Origin of the sequence: Acuticoccus mangrovi, from assembly GCF_016411865.1 — a bacterium.
Lineage (GTDB): Bacteria > Pseudomonadota > Alphaproteobacteria > Rhizobiales > Amorphaceae > Acuticoccus > Acuticoccus mangrovi.
Map to the genome: position 1 here is coordinate 72,763 of NZ_JAEKJA010000012.1, position 20,672 is coordinate 93,434.

Genomic DNA, 20,672 nt, shown 5'->3' on the forward strand with positions numbered 1-20,672 from the left:
GGTGGCCGCCCTCGTCCTCCCCCTCGTCCGAAGCCGCATCCTCGGCGCGCTCGCCCTCGCCGTGCTCGCGGTCGTGCTCGTGATCCTGCCCTACCGGATCTATCCGCTGTTCGTGATGAACGTGTTCGCGCTGGTGCTGTTCGCCTCGGCGGTGAACCTCGTCGTCGGCTACGCGGGGCTCCTGTCGCTCGGCCATGCCGCCTTCTTCGGTGGCGCGGCCTACGTCACCGCCCACGCGGCGAAGGCCTGGGCGCTGCCCTTCGAGGTCTCGGTCCTCCTCGGAACCGCCTTCGCTGCACTGCTGGGCCTATTGTTCGGCCTGATCGGCATCCGCCGCCGCGGCATCTACTTCGCCATGATCACCCTGGCGCTCGCGCAGATGGTGTACTTCCTCGCCGTGCAGCTCCCCTTCACCGGCGGCGAGGACGGCATCCAGTCGGTGCCCCGCGGCACCCTCCTCGGCATCGTCGACCTCGGGGACATCCGCTCGATGTACTACGTCGTCCTCGCCGGCATGGTCATCGGCCTCGTCGTGATCTGGCGCACCATCCATTCGCCCTTCGGCCACGTCCTCGCCGCGATCCGCGAGAACGAGGCGCGCGCGGTCTCCCTGGGGCTCGACGTGGCGCGCTACAAGTTGACCGCCTTCGTCCTCTCCGCCGCCCTGTCGGGCTTCGCCGGCGCGCTCAAGGTGCTGTCGTTCCAGCTCGCGGCGCTCAACAACGTCTCCTGGCACCTGTCCGGCGAGGTCGTGCTGATGACGCTGATCGGCGGGCTCGGCACCTTCGCCGGACCGATCATCGGCGCCGCCTCCCTCGTCACGCTGGAGCAGATGCTCGCCACCAGCGGACTGCCGATCTCCCTCGTCATCGGTACGATCTTCATGGTCTGCGTCATGCTGTTCCGCCGCGGCGCGTGGGGCGAGGTGCGCGCCCGCCTCGCCGCGCTGGCGGACCGTCAGGGCCCGGGGAAATCGTAGCGCAGGATATAGTCCGTCTCGTTGGCGACGAGCGGTTCCTTGCAGTGGCTGCACACCACCTGGGGCACGAAGTCCTGCTGGCAGAGGCGGTGGCGCAGCCGCAGCGGCGGCCGGTCGCCGGTCAGCCAGCGGTCGCCCCAGGCCATCATCACGATCATCGGCTTGTAGAGATCGCGGCCCATCGCGGTGAAGCGATATTCGTGACGCCCGCCGCCGTAGTGGACGCGGTCGAACACGCCGGCCTCGACGAGGCGGGCGAGCCGGTCGGCGAGGATGTTTGAGGCGATGCCGAGCTTCTCGCGCATCTCGTCGTAGCGGCGCACGCCGAAATAGGCCTCGCGCAGGACGAGGAAGCTCCAGCGGTCGCCGATCAGCCCGAGGCTGCGTGCGACCGAGCACGGCCGCACGCGCTGCAGCACCTCGGGGTCGGACGCCCGACGCGTCTTCGCCCGCCGCTGGACGGGGCCGAAGCCGGCCCCCGGCCCGTCGCGAAAGTGGACGTCGCGCGCCTCGATGGGCGTCTTGCACTCCGAGCAGACCGTCATCGGGTGGCACTCGTGGCCGCAGGTCTTGTGGATCAGCTGCAGCGGCGGCGGTGCACCGCCGGCGAGCCACTTGTCGCCGAACTCCATCAGCGAGAGCATCGAGGCGAAGAGATCCTTGCCGCGCGGGGTGAAGAAATATTGATGCCGGCGCTCGCCCTCGCGGTGGCCGATGACGAGGATCTCGTTGTCGACGAGCGCGGCGAGGCGGTTCGTCAGCGTCTGCCGCGGAATGCCGAGGCGCGACTGGAGAAGGTCGAACCGGCGCACGCCGAAGAAGGCTTCCCGGATGATGAGGAAGCTCCAGCTGTCGAGGACGATCTCGACCGTGTCCCGGACGGAGCAGTTCCGCTCCACGAGGGTCGGGCCATTCGAGAGAGCGTCGATCTGATGCTGCATGAGGATGATCTAGTCTGAGAATAGCCGCCGCGCCAAGCGCCGCGGCGGCCGACGCTACCCCGTCTCCCCGCTCGCGAGGGCGGCGGCCACCTCCAGGAAGCGCGGAAGGGCCGGGTTGAGGTTCGTCGGCTGCCAGGCGAGGACCTGCTCGACGGTCGGCGGATCGCGCAGCGCACGGAAGCACACCCCCGACACGCCCAGCCGCCCGACCGAGTGCGGGACGAGCGCGACCCCGATCCCCTCCGCCACGAGGCTGACGATCGTCTGCTGAAGCTGGGTCTCGAGGCGAACGTGCGGCTCGACGCCGGCACGGGCGAGATATTCGACGATCGCCGCGCGCAGGGTCGGGGTGGCGTCCTGCGGTGACGCGATCAGCGGCACGCCGGCGAGCATCGCGGCGTCGACGACGTCGTGCGCGGCGAGCGCGTGACCTTCCGGAAGGGCGAGGACCAGCGGCTCGCGATGGACCACGATGGTCTCGATGCCGCGCACGTCGTCCGGCCGGAACGTCACCACGGCGTCGAACCGGCCGCTCCCGATGCCGTCGAGGAGGTTCGACGGCATCGCTTCGAGGAGCGTCAGCGTGACGTCCGGGCACTCCGCCAGGAAGCGCCGGGTGAGGACGGGTACGCTCGCATAGGCGGCGTGCATCATGAACCCGATCGTCAGCGCGCCGAGCTCCCCGGCGCTCGCCCGGCGGGCGTTGCGGCAGGCCTGGTCCAGCTGGACGAGCACCGCCTTGCTGTCGAGGAGGAAGCGCTCGCCGGCCGGCGTGAGGCGGGCGCTGCGCGAGTGTCGCTCGATGAGCCTCACGCCGAGGTCCTTCTCGAGCGCGGCGAGCTGCCGGCTCAACGGCGGCTGGGTCACGTTGAGCCGCGCCGCGGCCCGCCCGAAGTGCAGCGTCTCGGCGAGGGCGACGAAGTAACGGAGCTGGCGGACGTCGACCATGTTACCGATCCGGAATGAATGGGGCACCGAGAATGCATTGGTGTGCATCGAATGCGCCGTCTATTCCAGCGGCATTCCTCGAACCGGACCCATCCATGCAGACCCTCGTCGTCGTCCTGCCGATCTTCGCCCTGATCTTCGCCGGCTGGCTCGTCCGCCGCATCGGCGTGCTCGGGCCCCATGCGACGGTGGAGCTCAACCGCTTCGTCGTCTTCCTCGCCCTCCCCGCGCTCCTGTTCGACATCGTCGCGAGCGCGGACTGGGCCGAGCTCTGGCAGCCCGGCTTCGTCGCCGCCTTCGGCCTCGGCTCGGCGGCGGTGTTCGTGCTCACGATCTGCCTGCGCCTGAGGGGGCGCTATCTCGCCGACGCCACCATCGACGGACTGAACGCCGCCTATGCCAACGCCGGCTTCATCGGCTTCCCGCTGGCCGTCGCCATCTTCGGGCCGGCGGCGCTGGCCCCGACCATGATCGCGACGATTCTCACGGCGTGCATCCTCTTCGCGGTGGCGCTGATCCTGGTGGAGATCGGCCTCGCCGGCGAGCGGCCGTCGCCCAACATGCTGCGCACCGTCGCACTTCGCTTCGCCCGCAGTCCGCTGATCGTGGCGCCCGTCCTCGGCGCCGTCGTGATGGCCTCCGGCGTCGGCCTTCCGGGGCCGGTCGAGCACTTCGTCGACCTCCTCGGGCAGGCGGCCTCGCCCTGCGCGCTCATCGCGCTCGGCCTCTTCCTCGCGGAGCCGCGGCCGACCGCCGAACCGGTGACGAGGACCACGGTGCTCCTCGGCAGCCTGAAGCTCTTCGGGCAGCCCGCGGCAACATGGCTCCTCGCGGTCGAGGTCTTCCACCTCGCCCCGCCGCTCGCCGCGACGGCGACGCTCCTCGCCGCGCTGCCCACCGGGACCGGCCCGTTCATGGTCGCCGAACTCTACGGCCGCGAATCGAGCGTGACGTCCCGCGTCATCCTCGGCTCCACCATCGCCTCGCTCGCGACGATCACCCCGCTCCTGGCGCTGGTCGGCTAGACCGACCGCCGAAGGGCCGGGCTGCGGACAACCCGCAGCCCTCCCGCCGGCGCCGCCACGGCGGGCTCGGCTAGCCCTTCATCGTGGCGAAGCGGGTCTCGAGATAGGCGTCCGTCGCCTCGGAGCCGCCCTCGGTGCCGTAGCCGGAATCGCCGATGCCGCCGAACGGGACCTCGGCGAGCGCGAGGCCGATGTGGTTCACCGTCAGCATGCCGGAGCGGACCGCGAAGGGCAGCCGCTGGGCGGTCGCGGCGGAGCCGGTCCAGGCGTAGGCGGCAAGACCGTAGGGCAGCCGGTTCGCCTCGGCGATGGCGTCGTCGAAGTCCTTGAAGCGGTTGACGATCGCCAGCGGGCCGAACGGCTCCTCGTTCATCACCCGTGCATCGGTCGGAACGTCGGACAGGACTGTCGGTTGGAAGAAGTTGCCCTGGTTGCCGATGCGCTCGCCGCCGCAGTCGAGCGTCGCGCCCTTGTCGACCGCGTCGCTGATGAGACCCTCGAGGGCCGGGATGCGACGCTCGTTGGCGAGCGGCCCCATCTCGACACCCGCCTCGGTGCCGCGGCCGACCTTCACCGCGCCCAGCATCTGCACGAAGCCCTCGCGGAAGCGGTCGAACGCCCCCTCCTGCACCAGAAAGCGCGTCGGCGAGACGCAGACCTGGCCGGCGTTGCGGATCTTGGAGTCCGCCATCGTCTTCACCGCCTGGTCGATGTCGGCATCGTCGAACACCAGGACGGGGGCGTGGCCGCCGAGCTCCATCGTGGCGCGCTTCATGTGCTGGCCGGCGAGCGCGGCGAGGTGCTTGCCCACCGGGGTGGAGCCGGTGAACGAGACCTTCCGGATGACCGGGTGCGGGATCAGATATTCCGAGATCTCGGCCGGCACGCCGTAGACGAGGCCGATCACCCCGGAGGGGATGCCGGCATCGAGGAAGGCCTGGATCAGCGCCGCGGGCGAGGCCGGCGTTTCCTCCGGCGCCTTGACGATGATCGAGCAGCCGCTCGCGAGCGCCGCCGACAGCTTGCGGACCACCTGGTTGATCGGGAAGTTCCAGGGCGTGAAGGCGGCGACCGGGCCCACCGGCACCTTGAAGGTGAGCTGCATGACGCCGGGGGCACGAGAAGGGATCGTCTGGCCGTAGGTGCGACGAGCCTCCTCAGCGAACCAGTCGATCACCTCGGCCGCGCGCTCGATCTCGCCGGCGGCCTGGCCGAGCGGCTTGCCCTGCTCGAGCGTCATCATGTGCGCGATGGCGTCGACCCGCCCGCGCAGGAGATCGGCCGCCTTGCGCATCGCCGCGTAGCGCTCCATCACGCCGGTGCGGCTCCAGATCTCGAAACCCTTCACGGCGGCGGCGAGCGCCCGGTCGAGATCCTCGGTACCCGCATGCGCGACGGTCCCGATCACCTCGTCGGTCGCGGGGTCGCGGACGTCGATCGTCCGGCCCGAGGCGGCGTCGCACCACTCGTCGTCGATCAGAAGCTGCGTCGACGGGTAGGTACGGGCGGACGGATCGAAGGCCCTCTGCTGCATTGTCTGTCTCCTTGAGGTCGGCCCGCCGTTGCGCGCGAGCCTATGACAACCGTGCTCGACGACCTGCGGCCTTCCCCGCCCGCTCACGCAGCGCGGAGGCCCGCAGCCGGCACTTGACGCTCGTCCATAGGGCCGGCCCGGCGCGCCCCGCAATGGGGCGAACGCCCGCAGCCGGCCGGCGGCCCGTCAGAGCGTGCGGGACCACAGGTCGAAGAGGCGCTTCCACACGAGCTCCGTCGCGACCGGCGCGTAGGCGCCGCGCTCGGGGAAGCAGAAACCGTGCTTGCATCCCTCGTGAACCTCGACCTGATGCGTCACCCCCGCATCCTCCATGGCCTTGGTGAAGATTTCGATCGTCTCGGGCGGGGACGCCGGATCGTCGCCGCCGAAGCCGAAATACATCTCCGCCTGGACCTTGCCGACCCACAGATGGGGCGACTGCTCCAGCTCGTTGACGAGGCGGACCGCGTAGAGGCCGGCGGCCGACTTGATGCGGTCCGGATAAGCGGCGGCGGCCCAGGTGACGAACGGGCCGCCCATGCAATATCCGACGCAGCCGACTGGACCCGGCTTCACCTGCGATAGACCGTCGGCGAACGCGATGGCGGCGCCGGTGTCGTCGATGATCTGCTCGCGGTTCATCGCATGCTGGACGCACGCCCTGACGACGGCCGACATCGTCTCCTCGCGCCGCGGCAGGTCGAACCGCACGGTGCCGATCCGGTAGTAGAGGTCCGGCAGCACGACGGCGTAGCCCGCCTTGGCGATCCGCCGCGCGATGTGCTTCAGCTCGTCGCGGAAGCCGGGCGCGTCCATGTAGAACAAGATCAGCGGCCATTCACCCTCCGCCGAGGGGCTGACGGTGAAGGCCGGCATCCGTCCGTGCCGGGTCGAGATCGACACATCCTGTTCGAACATCACCTACTCCGCGATCCGTGCCGCGTGCTGGCGGCGTCCGTCATGATCCACATACTCGAGACTGACGCGTTTGCCGATCCACGATCCCTCCGGCTCCTCGCCGACGAGGTTGGTCATGATGATCGGCCCTTCGTCGAGCCGCACGGCGACGGCGTTGTAGGGCGGCGGGAAGTCGTCGAAATATTTGCGATGGAAGACGACCCAGGACAGGATCGTGCCGGTGCCGGCGATCGGCTTCCATTCCGTCTCCATCGACAGGCACTTGGGGCAGATCGGCGATGGCGGGTAGCGGTACGTCCCGCATGTCTTGCAGGCCATCAGCGCGAGCTTGCCGTTCTCGATGCTCTGCCACATCGGCGCATCCGAGAGGCTCATGACTGGGGTGGTCTTGCCCATCTCTACCTCCCGTAGATGATCGACACCGCCTTGCCGGCGACGTCGGACGAGTAGTGGACGAAATTGCAGTCGGGCACCTGGCGCTTGCCGCAGGTGCCGCGGACCTGGCGCACCGCCTCGATCTGGTGCCCCCACCCCTGCATGTAGCTCTCCGACAGATGCCCGCCGGAGGTGTTGACCGGCAGCGTGCCGCCGAGCGCATGCTGGCCTTCGGCGAGAAACTTGCCCGCCCCGCCGGGTGGACAGTAGCCGTAGCCTTCGAGGGCCAGCGGGATGTGGCAGGAGAAGCTGTCGTAGATCTGCGCCGAGGAGATGTCCTGCGGCCCGACGCCGGCCATGTCGAACACCTGGCGCGCCACCTTCTGCTGAGCGGGCAGGTAGTACTCGGTCAGCCGCGGCTCCAGGCTGGTGGCGCCGCTGTTGAGGTCGTAGCGGCCGACGCCGTGGATCACCACCGGGTCGGGCCGCAGCGACCGCGCCCGCTCCGCCTCACAGATGATCAGCGCGACGCCGCCGTCGTTGATGAGGCAGTAGTCGAAGAGGTGCAGCGGCTCGCAGACGAAGGCCGAGGTGAGATAGTCCTCGATGGTGATGGGCTTCTGCATTACCGCTTCGGGGTTGAGGCTCGCGGCGGCGCGTTGGGCGACGGCGACCTGTCCGAGCTCCTCCGGCTTCAGCCCCGTCTCCTCCATGTAGCGGCGGAACATCAGCGCGTAGAGCGCGCCCTGGGAGGTGAAGCCCCACGGCGCGTGATAGACGTAGGACAGGAACGAGGCGCCGCCGGCCGCGTTGGTGCCGCCGTAGTTCACCTTCTGGCTGCGCTGGGCGTTGCCGTAGACGAGGGCGACGACCTCGGCGAGGCCGGACTTGATCGCCATGCAGGCCTGGATCACCGCGAGCATCGCGTCGGCCTGGCCGCCCCAACGCACGTCGAGGCCGAGCACCTCGCCCATGCGCTCGTACGGCGTCGTCGGCCCGACGATCAGCCCGTCGATATCGTCGCGCTTCAGGCCGCTGTCCTCGAGCGCCCGCACGAACGCGAGCGCGCCGAGCCCGACAGAATCGAGCGTCGCCTTCTCGCCGGCGCGTTGCGCGCGATAGTCGGTGTGCCAGTCGGTGTGGCCGACCCCGACCACCGACGCGACCTTGCTGAGGCCTTTGCGCTCTTCGTCCGCTGCTTGCACAGTTCCTCCAACTCGTTGTTCGTATTGGCAACGGCGGTGCCCGGCGTGGTTCGCCGCCGGACGCGCATACCCTGCCGGATGGACCGATCGTCCGGCGCCCCGCGAGGCGGCGGCATCATGTGGGGGTGAAGACGGGCACCTTGTATTCGCCGCTCGTCGGCACGAAGGCGACGCGGACGGGCTGACCGGTCGTCAGCTCCTCCGGTCGGGCGTTGACGATGTTCGTCATCATGGTCGGCCCTTCCGCGAGGGTCACGTAGGCGAGGATGTAGGGGGCCGCCGTCCGCCGCATCGGCGCAAACGCATAGATCGTCCCCTCCCCGGACGCCTCGCGGAAGGCGGTGTCGTCGGAGAAGCAGAACGGGCAGCGCGCCCGCGGATACCAATGGGCGCGCTCGCACACGTTGCACCATTTGACGAGGAACCGATCCTCCTTCGTCGCATCCCAGAAGGGCTGGTTTTCCGGCTGCACGACCGGCTCGGGATTGATGAAACCGTCGAGATCCATGGCTCAGCCGCGCTCCAGAATGATCGTCGACGAGGCGTGCCGCACGCCGAGCTGTCCGCCGATCGCATTGGCGAGGGCGAGGTCGCAGTCCGGCACCTGGACGGCGGGGTGCGCTTCCCCGCGGATCTGGCGCACCGCCTCCAGCGCCTTCGTCATCCCGCCACGGTTGACGGGGTGGTTGTTGCAGAGCCCGCCGCCGTCGGTGTTGACCGCGAGCCGGCCACTGCCGGAGATGAGCCCGCCGTCGGACACGAAGGCGCCGATCTCGCCCTTCTCGCAGAAGCCGAGATCCTCGAGCTGCACCATCGCGGTGATGGTGAAGCTGTCGTAGATCGAGGCGTAGCGGATGTCGGCCGGCGTGACGTTCGCCTGGGCGTAGGCTGTCGCGCCGGAGCGCCGGGCGCCGCTGTCGGTGATCTCGGCATAGCCGCCGGCCTGGCCGTAGGGCGCCTCGCCACAGCCGATCACCTTGACGAGCGGCCGGTCGAGGCTCTTCGCGATCTCCTCACGCGTGACGACGAGGGCGCCGCCGCCGTCAGTGACGACGCAGCAATCGAGCCGGTGCAAGGGATCGGCGACGAGCGGCGAGTTCACCACGTCCTCGACCGTGACCACGTTGCGCAGCTTGGCGTTGGGGTTGTGCTGGGCGTGGTGGGAGAAGGCGACCTTGACCCAGGCCATCTGCTCCGCCGTGGTGCCGTAGAGGTGGGCGTGCCGCTGCGCGACCATCGCATAGACGCCGAGGATCTGGATGCCGAACGGATGCTCGAACTCGAAGTCCGGCTGGTTCGGATTGTCGGCGCGCTTCAGCGAGCCTTTGGCCTTGCCTTCCTGGCGCGGGCGGCCGGCGAGCGTGATCAGCGCGACATCGCACTTGCCGGCGGCGATCGCCTGGCAAGCGTGCGCGACGTGGATGAGGTAGGACGATCCCGAGGTGTTCGTCGTGTCCACGTGGCGCAGGTTGAGGTTCATGTAGTCGGCCATCGACAAAGGGCCGGTGCCGGGCGTGTCGGGGCCACAGAACAGCCCGTCGACGTCGTCCTTCGTCAGGCCGGCGTCGGCGAGCGCCCCGGCGGCGACCTCGGCGTGGAGCTGCGCGACCGATCGGTCCGGCGCGTCGCGCAAGGGGTGCTCGTACGCACCGACGATATAGCCGAGCCCTGGCCGCCGCATTCCCCATCCCTTTGCGATGTTCTTGACTTTGCGCGAGGATAGGCAGCTCACCCGCCGCATTCAAACGCTCATACGTCGGCCATGGGTTGAGAAAAACTCATCGACCGTCTGTCAGTCCGCGCTTCTGGCCGCTGCACGGGCGGTGTAGGCTCGTAGCGGTTGCTGGTTCGGAGCGGAACGTCACGATGGCGCGTCGATTGCCCCCTCTCAACGCCCTGCGCGCCCTGGAGGCGGCCGGCCGGCATCTGAGCTTCACCCAGGCGGCCAACGAGCTGAACGTCACCCCGGGCGCCGTCAGCCGGCAGATCAAGCTGCTCGAGGAGACGCTGGGGCTGCAGCTCTTCGAGCGGAAGGCCGGCGCGCTGGAGGCGACGCCGCGCTGCCGGGACTACGCGCAGGTTCTCTCCGACGTGTTCAGCCGCATCGAGACGGCGACGAACCGGCTGACCGACGTCGACCGCGACCGCGAGCTTTGCATCTCGGCCTCGGTGACCTTCACCCTCCTCTGGCTCGTGCCGCGGATGACCGCGTTCCACGAGCGGCACCCCGAGTGGCAGCTTCGCCTGACCGCCGCCGTGCCCCCGCCCCGCCTCAACGACGGCGGCAAGGCGGACGTCTTCATCCAGCTCAACGCCGGGACGGAGACCGACCTCAGCTGCGAGCGCCTGCTCGGCAACGATCTCATCCCGGTCTGCAGCCCGGCGCTGTTGGAGAGCGGGCCGCCGCTCGTGACACCGGCCGACCTCAACCGCCATCGCCTGCTCCACTCGCTGCTGCGGCCGATGCATTGGCCGCATTGGCTCGCCGCGGCGGGGGTGACGGAGGTCGACGGCGAGGCGGGCCATTTCCACGGCACGTCGGCGCTCTGCTATCAGGCGGCCATCGAAGGGCTCGGCGTCGCCATCGCGCAGCTCAATTTCGTGGTCGACGACCTCGTATCCGGGCGCCTCGTCACGCCGTTCCGCGTGATCGCGGAGGATCGCGAGGCGTTCCACTTCATCAGGGGAACCAAGCCGCGCACGGCCAAGCTCGACCAGTTCGAGGCCTGGATCTTCGAGGAGGCGGCGCGCCACGAGGCGTGGGTGCGCAGCCTGACCGCCGACTATCAGCGGCTGCCCCCGGCCTGCTGAGGCGCCTCGAAGCGTGCCGCGATCTCGTCGCAGTGCAGCGCCAGCCACAGAATGAAGATCGCGGCGAGGATCGCCGCGGCGGCCACCGTGGGACGCAGGCCGAACACGTCGGCGAGCGCCCCGGTGACGAGCGCCCCGACCGCCGGGCTCGCCTTGAGGATGAGGCCGAACAGGGCGAGGACGCGGCCGCGCACCTCGTCCGGCACGCCGAGCTGAAGGAGGGTCTGCGCCGAGATGCCGGTGAGCGTCCAGCAGCAGCCGGCACCCATGATGAGGAGGAGGGCCACCGGGAAGGAGGACGTCGTGGCGAAGAGGGTGACGGTGATCGCGCCGCACAGCGCCGCCGTGACCATCGTGCGCGTCATCGGGCTGCCCGGGCGACGGTTGGCGACCCACAGGCCACCGAGCGCCGCCCCGATACCGACCGACGAGGTGAGCATCGCGAGACCGTCCGCCCCCCGGCCGAAAACGCGGTCCGAGAAGCCCGGCAGCAGCTCGATCAACGGCCGCGAGGCGACGCCGGTGACGATCATGGCGAGAAGCACGGTGCCCGCCGCACGGTCGCGCATCACGTAGGTGATGCCCTCGCCGAGATCGGCAAGGAAGCTGCTGCCGCGCCGGGCGGGCGCCGCCGCGAGGGCCGGCAGCCGGACGAGCGCCCAGACGAAGACGGCGTAGCTCACCGCGTTCAGGGCGAAGACCCAGGCGACGCCGGCGGTCGAGATCAGCACACCGGCGATGCCGGGTCCGATGAAGCGGGCGAGGTTGAACGTGATCGCGTTGATCGCCACCGCCGAACCCAAGACCTCGCGCGGGACCATCAGCGAGATCATCGCGAGGCGCGCCGGCTGAGCGAACGCGGTGATGACGCCGAGGACGAGCGTGATCGTGAACAGCGACCCGATCGTCAGCCCGCCGGCGAGGTAGAGCGCAGCGAGGCCGATCGCCTGCAGCAGGCCGAGCGCCTGCATCAGCAAGAGCACGCGCCGCCGGTTCCAGCGGTCAGCGGCGACGCCCGCGACCGGGCCGACGATGACGGTCGGGAACAGGTCGGCAAAGGCGACGATGCCGAGCCACGTCGCCGAATGGGTCAGCTCCCAGGCGAGGTAGCCGACCGAGATGCGCTGCATCCACGTGCCGATCAGCGATGTGGCGTTGCCGATCGTATAGATGCGGTAAGGGCCCGGCCCGAGCGCTTTGCGGGCGCCTTCGAACTTTGGGAAGCGGATCATCGGGATGGGCGTCCCGGGCGGGCGATGTCCGGCCTCGCGGTCGGCGGACGGATGTTCAACAACGGCATGACTTTTCGTCGTTTGACTGTAGAGGCGACGCGACGGCTAATCGGTCGCAGGATAGACACTCCGGTTTATCCTAAACGGTTGAGTAGTCAACGTCACAACGTAGAGAATGCACCCACCGAATATGAATTGCAAAGGAGGGAAGACGTATCCGCACTGCCTTGGGAAGTTCAGCAATGCCGCCGTTTCTTTCAATTGATATCGAAGAGCGGCATTCTAAAGACGACGAACCTGCCGTCACCGAGGCGATCGCGTTCTGCGGACGCATCTTGTCCGACCTTGGTGCCCGTGTCGTCAGCAATGCGGCGGAGAACACCTTTCGTGACGCCCGGACCCGCCTGTTCCTGTCGCTTGGCAAGGCGCATGGCGCACCGGCCGAGCGCCCGCGGCTCGCCCTCGTGGGCGGCGCGTCCGCCGCGGGAGCCGAGACGAGCGTACGCGTCGCGCTGCTGCCCGAGGGCTCGCCCGACATTCCGATGTCCGAGTTCACGCTGATGGCGGCGACGGGGCTGCTCGATCTGATCGGCGATCCTGCGCGGGAGCCGCTGCGCCTGCCCGCGGGCCAGCTCGCGCGCGCGGCGGGCCTTGCCGCGTTCACCGCCGCCGCCGGGCTGATCCGCGGCGGGGTGGCGGGATCGGCGCACGTGTCGCTGCTCGACGTCGGCCTGTGGCTCAACTGGAAGAGCTTCGTCCTCGCGCGCGAGACCGGCCGAGCGCCGCACCGCCTCGGCCGGGGTGCCGAGTGGCAGGTCCTCGCCTGCCGCGACGGCTTCATCGGCCTCGTCTATCGTGAGCAGGACTGGGACGCTGTGAAGGCGCTCGTCGGCGACCCCCGCCTCGACGATCCCGGATTCGACCTGCGCGCCGACCGCAAGGCGCGCTCGGCGGAAATCGTCGCGATCGTGGAAGAGCGGATCGCCGATCGCACCCGCGCCGACATCATGGCCTTCGCCAGCGCGCACCGGATTCCGCTCGGCCCGGTGCTGACCACCGCCGAGGTCATCGACGACCCCCACTCCGTCGCCCGCGGCGCCTTCGTGAAGGCGGAGGGCGCCCTCCTTCCCCGGCTGCCGGTCCTGTGGAACGGCAGCCCCCTCGAGACCCGACCATGACCCCTCTCAAAGGCGTAACCGTCCTCGACCTCGGGATCATCACCGCGGGGGCGGCGACGTCCGCCCTCCTCGCCGATCTCGGCGCCGACGTGATCAAGATCGAATCGCCCACCTACAAGGACCCGTTCCGGATCTGGGTGTCGTCGTCGCCGCAGGATCGCGACAAGCTCTCCCCTCACTTCGGCGCGACGAACCGGGGCAAGAAGGCCCTCGCCGTCAACCTCAAGGAGCCCGAGGGGCGCGACTGCTTCCTGCGCCTCGTCGCCCGGGCCGACGTGGTGGTGGAGAACTTCCGCCGCGGCGTGCTCGACAAGCTCGGCATCGGCTTCGAGGCGCTCAAGGCGGCGAACCCGCGTGTCGTTCTCGCCTCGATTTCGAGCCAGGGCGAGACCGGCCCCGACGCGATGCACGTCTCCTACGGCTCCACGCTCGAATGCGTCGCGGGGATGGCCTGGCTCCTCGGCTACGACGACGGACGGCCGACCGTGAGCGGCGTCGACCTCAACTACCCCGATCAGGTCGCCGCGATCTTCGCCGCCGGGATGATCGTGTCGGCGGTCCACGCCGTGGAGAACGGCGCCGAGGCGGTCCATCTCGACCTGTCGCAGCGCGAGCTCACGTCGTTCATGATCGGCGACAGCTTCGCGAACCCGGAAGCGGTACCCGCCCGGGGCAACGCCGACCCCCGCTTCGCGCTGCAGGACTGCCTGAAAGCCGCGGACGGCCGGTGGGTCGCGCTCAGCGTGCGCGAGGCCGACGCGGTGGCGCACCCGCACGTCGGCACCCCAACCGCGGCGGCCGAGTGGATCGCCGCGCGCCCCGCCGACGAGGCCGTGGATGCGCTGACGGCGGCCGGGATCGCTGCCGCGGTGGCTGCGACCGGCGTCGAGATCCTCGACGCGAAGCCCTGGTCCACCGCGATGATCGAGACGCCCGACGGCGCCATCCTGAAGGGAACGCCGTTCGACATCGGCACTCCCCATGCCGATCTCGTGGCGCCGGTGTTCGGCGGTGACACGGTCGAGGTGCTGGAGCGGCTCGGTGGCTATAGCCGCGAGGAGATCCGCACGCTGATCGAGCGCGGCATCGTCGCCGCGCCCGAGACCGCGGAAGCGGCGGAGTAGGCGCCCCGCCTACTCCGCGACGATGGTGTTGCGCAGCACGCCCACGCCGCCGATCTCGACCTCGACGACGTCGCCGGGCTTCATCCACACCGGCGGCTTGCGGGCCTTGCCCACCCCCTCCGGCGTGCCCGTCATGATGAGGTCGCCCGGCCGAAGCTCCGTGAACACCGAGACGAAGGCGATGATCGCGCCGATGTCGAAGATCATCTTCGAGGTGTCGGAGTGCTGCATCACGGTGCCGTTGAGCCGGGTTTCCAGCGTCAGCGCGGAGGGGTCGGGGATCTCGTCGGCGGTCACGATCCACGGGCCGATGCCGCCGGTGGAGGGAAAATTCTTCCCGACGATCGCCTTGTAGCGGGACTGGAAATCGCGCAGCGAGCCGTCGTTGAAGCACGTGTAGCCGAACACGTGCTCGAGCGCCCGCTCGGCCGGAATGTCCCGGCCCGGCTTGCCGATCACGACGCAGACCTCGCCCTCATAGTCGAGCGCGTCGGAGGCGCGCGGGCGCACGATCGGCCCCTCGTGCGGCGTCAGCGACAGCAGCGTACGCATGAAGAGGCCGGGATATTTCGGCGGCGTCGCGTCGGCCCCCTCGGCGAGGTGGTCGACGTAGTTGCGCCCGACGCAGAGGACCTTGCCCGGACGCGTGATCGGCAGGGCATAGGTCACGTCGGTGAGGCGGTAGCGCGGCGCGTCGGCCGGCAGCGGCAGGGTGTCGCCGAGGCCCATGGCGATGGCGTCCTCCACCGTCTCACATCCCGGCAGCGCCGTGAGGTCCGACACCATGTCGCCCTCGACGAGGCCCCAGGCCGAGCGCGCGGCGATCGTGTAGCTTGCGACGCGCATCGCTAGCCTCGGCGCTTGAACGCGGGCGTCGAGCGCAGGTCCGCCATCAGCCAGGTGTCGCCCTCGTAGCGGAACTTCGCCTGGTAGACGCCGATGCTGCTCGGCAGATCCATCGGTGCCGCGCCCCTGTCGTCGAGATCGTCGCCGGTGTAGACGAACGCGGTGGAGTAGAACTGCGCCGCCGCGGTGCCGTCGTCGGCGACGTCGACGAGCACGTTGCTCAGAAGGTGGCGCGAATGACGGTCGGTGCCGCGCTTGTCCATCGCGGCGAGGAGGCCCTCGCGCCCGCGCAGGTCCTTGCCCGCGCGCCGCCAGCAGCCATCGGGGGTCATCACCGCGGCCATGACGTCGAAGTCACGGCTGTCGAGCGCGACGTAGAAGCGCTTGATCTGCTTCTCGATGGCAAGTTCGGCGGCCTGTCCCATGGTCGTATCTGTCACGAAATCCTCCCTTTTCTGTCGAGAGGATCACGCCCCCGGCGCGGTGACGGTCAACCGAAATAACCGCACATGGCGCATGCGTTTTAATCGTTTGACCGGATGGCGAGCGGACGCGGAAAACAACCAACCACAGCGGGAGGACGGGATGAACGGCGCGGAAAGTCTGGTGGCGACCCTGGTGAATGCGGGGGTCGAGGTGTGTTTTGCCAACCCCGGTACGTCCGAACTGCATCTCGTCGCGGCGCTCGACCGCGTGCCGGGCATGCGCTGCGTCCTGTGCCTGTTCGAGGGCGGCGTGACCGGCGCGGCGGACGGCTACGCCCGCATGGCCGGCAAGCCGGCGGCGACGCTGCTTCATCTCGGCCCCGGCCTCGGCAACGGCTTCGCCAACCTGCACAACGCCCGCCGCGCGCACACGCCCGTCCTCAACGTGGTGGGCGAGCATGCGACCTATCACATGGCGTTCGACGCCCCGCTGACGTCGGACATCCAGGCCGTCGCCGGCGCGGTCTCGGCGCACGTGGACACGGTGCGCGAGGCGTCGGCTCTCGGGGCGGCGGGTGCCCGCGCGCTCGCCGCCGCCCAGTCCGGGATGGGCCACGTCTCGACGCTCATCGTGCATGCCGACGCCGCCTGGACCGAGGGCGGGATCGTCGCCGATCCCGTCGCCCCGACGCCGCCGGCCGCGCCGGAGCCGGAGCGGGTCCGGGCCGCCGCCGAGGCGCTGCGGGCGGGTCAGGCGATGATCCTCGCCGGCAACCTCGGCGCCCGGCGCGAGGCGCTGCTCCTCGCCTCCGCCATCGCGGCCAAGACCGGCGCGCGGCTCGCCACCATCGGCCGCAATCCGCGGCTCGAGCGTGGCGCGGGCACGGCGGTGGCCGAACGGCTCGCCAATCCCGCCGGCCCGCAGTCCAAGGCGCTCGCGGACGTGCGCAACCTCATCCTCGTCGGCGAGGGCGAGCCGATCACCTTCTTCGGCCACCCCAACCGACCGAGCCGCACCACCCATCCGGACTGCGCCATGCTCCATCTCGCCGACCCGCACGACGACGCCCTCGCGGCGCTGCGGGCGCTCGCGGACGAGGTGGGCGCGAGGACGGCCGACGCGGTCCTCGAGCCCTACGCCCCGCCGGAGCTGCCGACCGGGCCGCTCAACCCCGACAGCGTCGCGGCGGTGGTCGGTGCGCTGCTGCCGGAGAACGCGGTGGTCGCCGACGAATCGATCACCGTCGGCCGCTCGCTGCACAAGTTCACCCGCAGCTCGGCACCGCACGACTGGATGCACCTTCCGGGCGGGGCGATCGGCATCGGCATTCCTCTCGCCACCGGTGCCGCCGTCGCGGTGCCCGACCGCAAGGTCATCAACCTGCAGGCCGACGGCAGCGGCATGTACACGGTGCAGGCGCTCTGGACCCAGGCGCGCGAGAACCTCGACGTCCTCACCGTCGTCTGGTCGAACCGCAGCTACAAGATCCTGCGCGACGAGCTCGGCAATGTCGGCCTGCCCAACCCCGGCCCCACCGCCTTGTCGATGCTCGACCTGTCGAACCCGGAGATCGGCTGGGTGGGAATCGCCCGCGGCTTCGGCGTCGAGGCCGAGCAGGTGGACACTCTGGAGGGCTTCATCGCGGCCTTCCGCGACGGCATCGCCCACCGCGGCCCGCGGCTCATCGAAGTGGTGCTCTAGACCGTGGCGCGCGTCGCCGCGGCCTCTTCCCGGATCCAGCCGACGAACTGCTGCACCACGTCGTCGCTCTCGAACGGCACGGCGTAGACGACATGAAAGGTCGCATCGATAGGGATGCCGCCGGGGAACGGGGCGACCAGCCGTCCGGCGGCGAGATCGTCCGCCACGAACGCGTCCATCGCGATGGCGAACCCGGCGCCTCCGAGGGCGGCCTGATAGGCCATCGACGAGCTGGAGAAGGCCACGACCTCGGCGGACGCCCCGTCGACGTTCTTCGCATCGAGCCAGGCCTTCCAGTCCGCCGGCCGCTTCTCGGAAACGAGCAGCTGCAGCTCGAGGAGGTCGGCCGGCTCCGCGACGGGATGCTTGTCCAGGAAGGACGGGCTGCAGACGGGAAGGAGCGCCACGCGGAACAGCGGCTCCGCCACCTCGTTCGGCCGCGCGCCGGCGAGGCGAACCGCCACGTCGACGTCCGCCGTGCCGAGGTCCGGCGGCGGATCGAACAGGCTCGCGACGTCGATCCCCTGCTCCGGAAATTGCGCGTGATAGCGACTGAGGCGCGGCAGCAGCCAGCGCAGGGAGAAGGTCACCGGCGCGTAGATCTGCAGCTTGCGCTGCACATCGCGGGCGACGAAGGCGCGGGTGGCGCGATCGATCCGCGCGAACGCCTCGAACAGCTCCGCGGCATAGATTCGGCTCGCATCGTTCGGGACCACCTCACGGTAGTTCCGGTCGAACAGCGAGCGGCCCAGATAGTCCTCGAGCCCGCGCACCTGGCGCGAGATCGCGCCGGGGGTCACGAACAGCTCGTCGGCCGCCTTGGTGAAGCTCGCGTGGCGGGCCGCCACCTCGAATGCGCGCAGGGCGTTCAACGGCGGCAGACGCCAGGACATTTGAGAACTCCCCCCTACTACGCCAGGTCAAGCTGGAGCGCTGAAAACCGCGCTCTTCTGAGGGGAATGCTAGGCTTCGATTGATGATTGCTCAAGAGACCAATGAAGACGCACTCCGGCTGATCGGCTCCCGCCGCTCACCCTATGTGCGCAAGACCACCCTCTTCGCCCACGAAGCGGGGCTCGCCGGGCGGATCGCTCTGGTGCCCGTCGTCGTCAACATGCGCATGCTCGATCCGGACCCCGTCAATCCTCACCCGCTGAAGCAGGTGCCGACGCTGATCGCCCCCTCGGGCGAAGCGATCTACGATTCGTTCGTGATCTGTAGCTGGCTCGCCGAGGCGGCCGGACCGGCGGGCCAGGCTCTCTTCGAGGGTCCCCGCGGCCGCACCGAGGTCCTGACCCGGCACGCCCTCGCCCAGTCGACGATGGATCATCAGATCCGCCTCTACAGCGAGCGGCGGCGCTTTCCCGATCAACCGGAGAGCGACTTCGCCCGCGGCGTGGGGGCCCGGCTCGGCTGGGGCTGCGACGCCCTCGAGGACGACGCCGGCGGATGGATGGTGGGCCCCTTCGATCTCGGTCAGATCGCCGCGGCCGCGATGCTGAGCTACATGGACTTCCGCTTCGCCGACCTAGCCTGGCGCGACGGCCGGCCCAAGCTCGCCGCATGGTTCGACGGGCTCGCGGAGCGCCCCTCGATGCTCGCCACGGTGTACCAGGGATGAGCCCGGCGGAGATCGGCTATGCCGACGTCAACGGCGTCGCGCTGCGCTATGCCGTGCGCCGCACCGGCCGGCCCCGCCTCGTGCTCGTGCACGAGATGGGCGGCTCGCTCGAAAGCTGGGACGAAGCGGCGGACTCGCTCGCCGCACATTGGGAGATCCTGAGCTACGACGCCCGCGGCGCGGGCTTGTCGGAGAAGATCATCGGCACGGTGACGATCGACGATCTCGCCGCGGACCTTCTCGCGCTGCTCGACCGGATCGGCTGGACCGGGCCGGTGCGCGCGGCCGGCACCGCGGTCGGCGCGGCGACCGCCATCCGCGCGGCGGTGCGCACACCGGACCGCTTCCGCGCACTCGCCGCCCTCTCCCCGGCCCTCGGGGTGCCGCCGGATCGCCGCGCCGCGACCTATGCCACCGCGGAGACGATCGAGCGGACCGGCGTGCGCGCCGCCACGGACCACCGCTGGGACCGGGCCTGGCCGCCCCATCTGCGCGACGATCCGGCGCGGGCCGAGGCCGCACGCTGCCGTAAGCTCGGACACGATCCGAAGAGCTTCGCCGCCCTCTACCGCATGGTCGCCGAGATGAACCTCGCGCCGGACCTTGCGCGCCTGTCCTGCCCGACCCTCGTGCTCGCAGGACGTTTCGACGCAACCCGTCCGCCGGAGCAGGTCGCGGCGGTCGCGGCGGCGATCCCCGGCGCCACCTATGAGGTCGTCGACAGCGGCCACGTCATGCAGGCGATCTCGCCGTCGATCATCGCCGACCGTCTCGACCGGTTCTTCGCTGCGACAGACTGACTTTCGTTTTTCTCAAGCGAGCATGGCGGAATACGCCGCGCAGGGCCGCGAATTGACAGTTTTGGATGGTCGCGCCCGCGTTCGGCATGAACGAAACTCAAAATTAGTCCATTTTTCGTCGTTTGACGACCTCTGGCGCGCCGCTCACCCTGATCGCATAACGCAGCAAGAACGACGATCCCGCCGAGAGCGGGGCGCGGGGAGACGAAAGTGGCGATTGAAGTTGAGCGGCGCGGTCATATCGCCATCGTCACCCTGAACCGACCGGAAGCACTCAACGCCATCGATCCCGAAACGCGTGTCGAGTTCCGCGCCGTGATGGCCGACCTCGGCGCCGACGCGGACGTTCGCGTGGTGATCCTGACCGGCGCCGGCGAGCGCGCCTTCTGCACCGGCTCCGATCTGAAGAAGACCATGCCGCCGGCGGAGAGCTTCGCCTCGCTGGCGTTCGGCTCCACCGAGCAGAAGGTGCAGACCGAGACGATCACCAACGCTCTCGCGATCCCACAGCCGGTGATCTGCGCGGTCAACGGCATCGCGGTGGCCGGTGGGCTCGAGCTGGCGCTCGCCTGCGACATTCGCATCGCCGTCGACACCGCGAGCTTCGGCCTCTCCGAAGTGCGCGTCGGCTCGATCCCCGGCGGCGGCGGGACCCAGCGCCTACCGCGCACGATCGGCCTCACCAACGCCATGCCGATGCTCCTGAGCGGCGAGCGGATCAACGCCGCCGACGCGCTGCGGATCGGCCTCGTCTGGCAGCTGGTGCCCGCCGACGAATTGATGCCGACGGTTCTGGCGCTCGCCGAGCGGATCGCGTCGAACGCACCGCTCGCGGTGCGGGCGGTGAAGATGCTCGCCCATCGCGGGCTCGGGATGCCGCTCGCGGAAGGCATCGAGCTCGAGCGCATGACGGCCGGCGTTCTGCGCGACAGCAAGGATCGGATCGAAGGCCGCCGGGCCTTCGCCGAGAAGCGCAAGCCGGTGTACCGCGGCGAATAGATCGCCCGG

21 protein-coding genes are annotated in these 20,672 nt (G+C 69.8%); 9 read left to right on the forward strand and 12 right to left on the reverse strand.

Features of this window, described 5'->3' with window-relative positions; genetic code table 11:
- Position 1 precedes the first annotated feature (1 nt).
- Positions 2-979, forward strand: coding sequence for a branched-chain amino acid ABC transporter permease (locus tag JCR33_RS15235; protein ID WP_332461203.1), 978 nt, complete (start codon positions 2-4; stop codon positions 977-979).
- Here the strand turns inward: JCR33_RS15235 and JCR33_RS15240 are convergent.
- Together JCR33_RS15240 and JCR33_RS15245 are read right to left on the reverse strand one after the other, a co-directional pair.
- Entirely contained in the window at positions 958-1,920 is a 963-nt protein-coding gene (locus JCR33_RS15240) for a winged helix-turn-helix transcriptional regulator (protein WP_198882960.1), read from the reverse strand. The genes JCR33_RS15235 and JCR33_RS15240 overlap by 22 nt on opposite strands.
- A gap of 54 nt (positions 1,921-1,974) precedes the next feature.
- Positions 1,975-2,868, reverse strand: coding sequence for a LysR family transcriptional regulator (locus JCR33_RS15245; protein WP_198882961.1), 894 nt, complete (start codon positions 2,866-2,868; stop codon positions 1,975-1,977).
- Positions 2,869-2,963: 95 nt separating this feature from the next.
- On the opposite strand from JCR33_RS15245, the gene JCR33_RS15250 reads away from it, so the two are divergent.
- Positions 2,964-3,893 (forward strand): AEC family transporter, encoded by a 930-nt coding sequence (locus JCR33_RS15250; protein WP_198882962.1) that lies wholly within the window; start codon positions 2,964-2,966, stop codon positions 3,891-3,893.
- Between the two features lie 70 nt (positions 3,894-3,963).
- On the opposite strand, the gene JCR33_RS15255 is transcribed toward JCR33_RS15250, so the two are convergent.
- The 6 genes from JCR33_RS15255 to JCR33_RS15280 form a co-directional block, all read right to left on the reverse strand.
- Positions 3,964-5,427: an NAD-dependent succinate-semialdehyde dehydrogenase gene (locus JCR33_RS15255; protein ID WP_198882963.1), complete on the reverse strand. Its 1,464-nt coding sequence runs from the start codon at positions 5,425-5,427 to the stop codon at positions 3,964-3,966.
- 186 nt (positions 5,428-5,613) lie between these two features.
- Positions 5,614-6,345 carry a dienelactone hydrolase family protein gene (locus tag JCR33_RS15260; protein ID WP_198882964.1) on the reverse strand — a complete coding sequence of 244 codons (732 nt, stop codon included), beginning with the start codon at positions 6,343-6,345 and terminating at the stop codon, positions 5,614-5,616.
- Between the two features lie 3 nt (positions 6,346-6,348).
- Positions 6,349-6,741 (reverse strand): Zn-ribbon domain-containing OB-fold protein, encoded by a 393-nt coding sequence (locus tag JCR33_RS15265; RefSeq protein ID WP_198882965.1) that lies wholly within the window; start codon positions 6,739-6,741, stop codon positions 6,349-6,351.
- 2 nt (positions 6,742-6,743) lie between these two features.
- Positions 6,744-7,925 carry a thiolase family protein gene (locus tag JCR33_RS15270; RefSeq protein ID WP_198882966.1) on the reverse strand — a complete coding sequence of 394 codons (1,182 nt, stop codon included), beginning with the start codon at positions 7,923-7,925 and terminating at the stop codon, positions 6,744-6,746.
- Positions 7,926-8,040: 115 nt separating this feature from the next.
- Complete coding sequence (locus tag JCR33_RS15275) at positions 8,041-8,433, reverse strand: Zn-ribbon domain-containing OB-fold protein (protein WP_198882967.1); 393 nt, start codon at positions 8,431-8,433, stop codon at positions 8,041-8,043.
- A gap of 3 nt (positions 8,434-8,436) precedes the next feature.
- A complete protein-coding gene (locus JCR33_RS15280) occupies positions 8,437-9,606 on the reverse strand; it encodes a thiolase domain-containing protein (protein WP_198882968.1) in 1,170 nt (389 codons plus the stop codon).
- Between the two features lie 185 nt (positions 9,607-9,791).
- Here JCR33_RS15280 and gcvA point away from each other — a divergent pair, with 185 nt between their 5' ends.
- A complete protein-coding gene (gene gcvA / locus JCR33_RS15285; protein ID WP_198882969.1) occupies positions 9,792-10,736 on the forward strand; it encodes a transcriptional regulator GcvA in 945 nt (314 codons plus the stop codon).
- Here the strand turns inward: gcvA and JCR33_RS15290 are convergent.
- Positions 10,712-11,968: an MFS transporter gene (locus tag JCR33_RS15290; RefSeq protein ID WP_198882970.1), complete on the reverse strand. Its 1,257-nt coding sequence runs from the start codon at positions 11,966-11,968 to the stop codon at positions 10,712-10,714. The genes gcvA and JCR33_RS15290 overlap by 25 nt on opposite strands.
- Positions 11,969-12,303: 335 nt before the next feature.
- Here JCR33_RS15290 and JCR33_RS15295 point away from each other — a divergent pair, with 335 nt between their 5' ends.
- Complete coding sequence (locus JCR33_RS15295; protein ID WP_198882971.1) at positions 12,304-13,146, forward strand: CoA transferase; 843 nt, start codon at positions 12,304-12,306, stop codon at positions 13,144-13,146.
- Positions 13,143-14,270: a CaiB/BaiF CoA transferase family protein gene (locus JCR33_RS15300; protein WP_198882972.1), complete on the forward strand. Its 1,128-nt coding sequence runs from the start codon at positions 13,143-13,145 to the stop codon at positions 14,268-14,270. The genes JCR33_RS15295 and JCR33_RS15300 overlap by 4 nt, the downstream gene beginning before the upstream one ends.
- A gap of 9 nt (positions 14,271-14,279) precedes the next feature.
- On the opposite strand, the gene JCR33_RS15305 is transcribed toward JCR33_RS15300, so the two are convergent.
- On the reverse strand, positions 14,280-15,116 hold the full coding sequence (locus JCR33_RS15305; protein WP_198882973.1) for a fumarylacetoacetate hydrolase family protein: 837 nt from the start codon (positions 15,114-15,116) through the stop codon (positions 14,280-14,282).
- Between the two features lie 2 nt (positions 15,117-15,118).
- Positions 15,119-15,556, reverse strand: a complete 438-nt coding sequence (locus JCR33_RS15310; RefSeq protein ID WP_198882974.1) for a nuclear transport factor 2 family protein — start codon at positions 15,554-15,556, stop codon at positions 15,119-15,121.
- A gap of 145 nt (positions 15,557-15,701) precedes the next feature.
- Between JCR33_RS15310 and JCR33_RS15315 the strand changes: the two genes are divergently transcribed.
- On the forward strand, positions 15,702-17,243 hold the full coding sequence (locus tag JCR33_RS15315; RefSeq protein ID WP_198882975.1) for an acetolactate synthase large subunit: 1,542 nt from the start codon (positions 15,702-15,704) through the stop codon (positions 17,241-17,243).
- Here JCR33_RS15315 and JCR33_RS15320 read toward each other — a convergent pair.
- Positions 17,240-18,136 (reverse strand): LysR substrate-binding domain-containing protein, encoded by an 897-nt coding sequence (locus JCR33_RS15320; protein ID WP_198882976.1) that lies wholly within the window; start codon positions 18,134-18,136, stop codon positions 17,240-17,242. The genes JCR33_RS15315 and JCR33_RS15320 overlap by 4 nt on opposite strands.
- Positions 18,137-18,219: 83 nt before the next feature.
- On the opposite strand from JCR33_RS15320, the gene JCR33_RS15325 reads away from it, so the two are divergent.
- The 3 genes from JCR33_RS15325 (at position 18,220) to JCR33_RS15335 (ending at position 20,663) form a co-directional block, all read left to right on the forward strand.
- Positions 18,220-18,864 carry a glutathione S-transferase family protein gene (locus tag JCR33_RS15325; protein ID WP_198882977.1) on the forward strand — a complete coding sequence of 215 codons (645 nt, stop codon included), beginning with the start codon at positions 18,220-18,222 and terminating at the stop codon, positions 18,862-18,864.
- Positions 18,861-19,664 (forward strand): alpha/beta fold hydrolase, encoded by an 804-nt coding sequence (locus JCR33_RS15330; protein ID WP_198882978.1) that lies wholly within the window; start codon positions 18,861-18,863, stop codon positions 19,662-19,664. Before JCR33_RS15325 ends, JCR33_RS15330 begins: the two co-directional genes overlap by 4 nt.
- A gap of 210 nt (positions 19,665-19,874) precedes the next feature.
- Complete coding sequence (locus JCR33_RS15335) at positions 19,875-20,663, forward strand: enoyl-CoA hydratase/isomerase family protein (RefSeq protein ID WP_198882979.1); 789 nt, start codon at positions 19,875-19,877, stop codon at positions 20,661-20,663.
- The last annotated feature ends 9 nt before the right edge of the window (positions 20,664-20,672 follow it).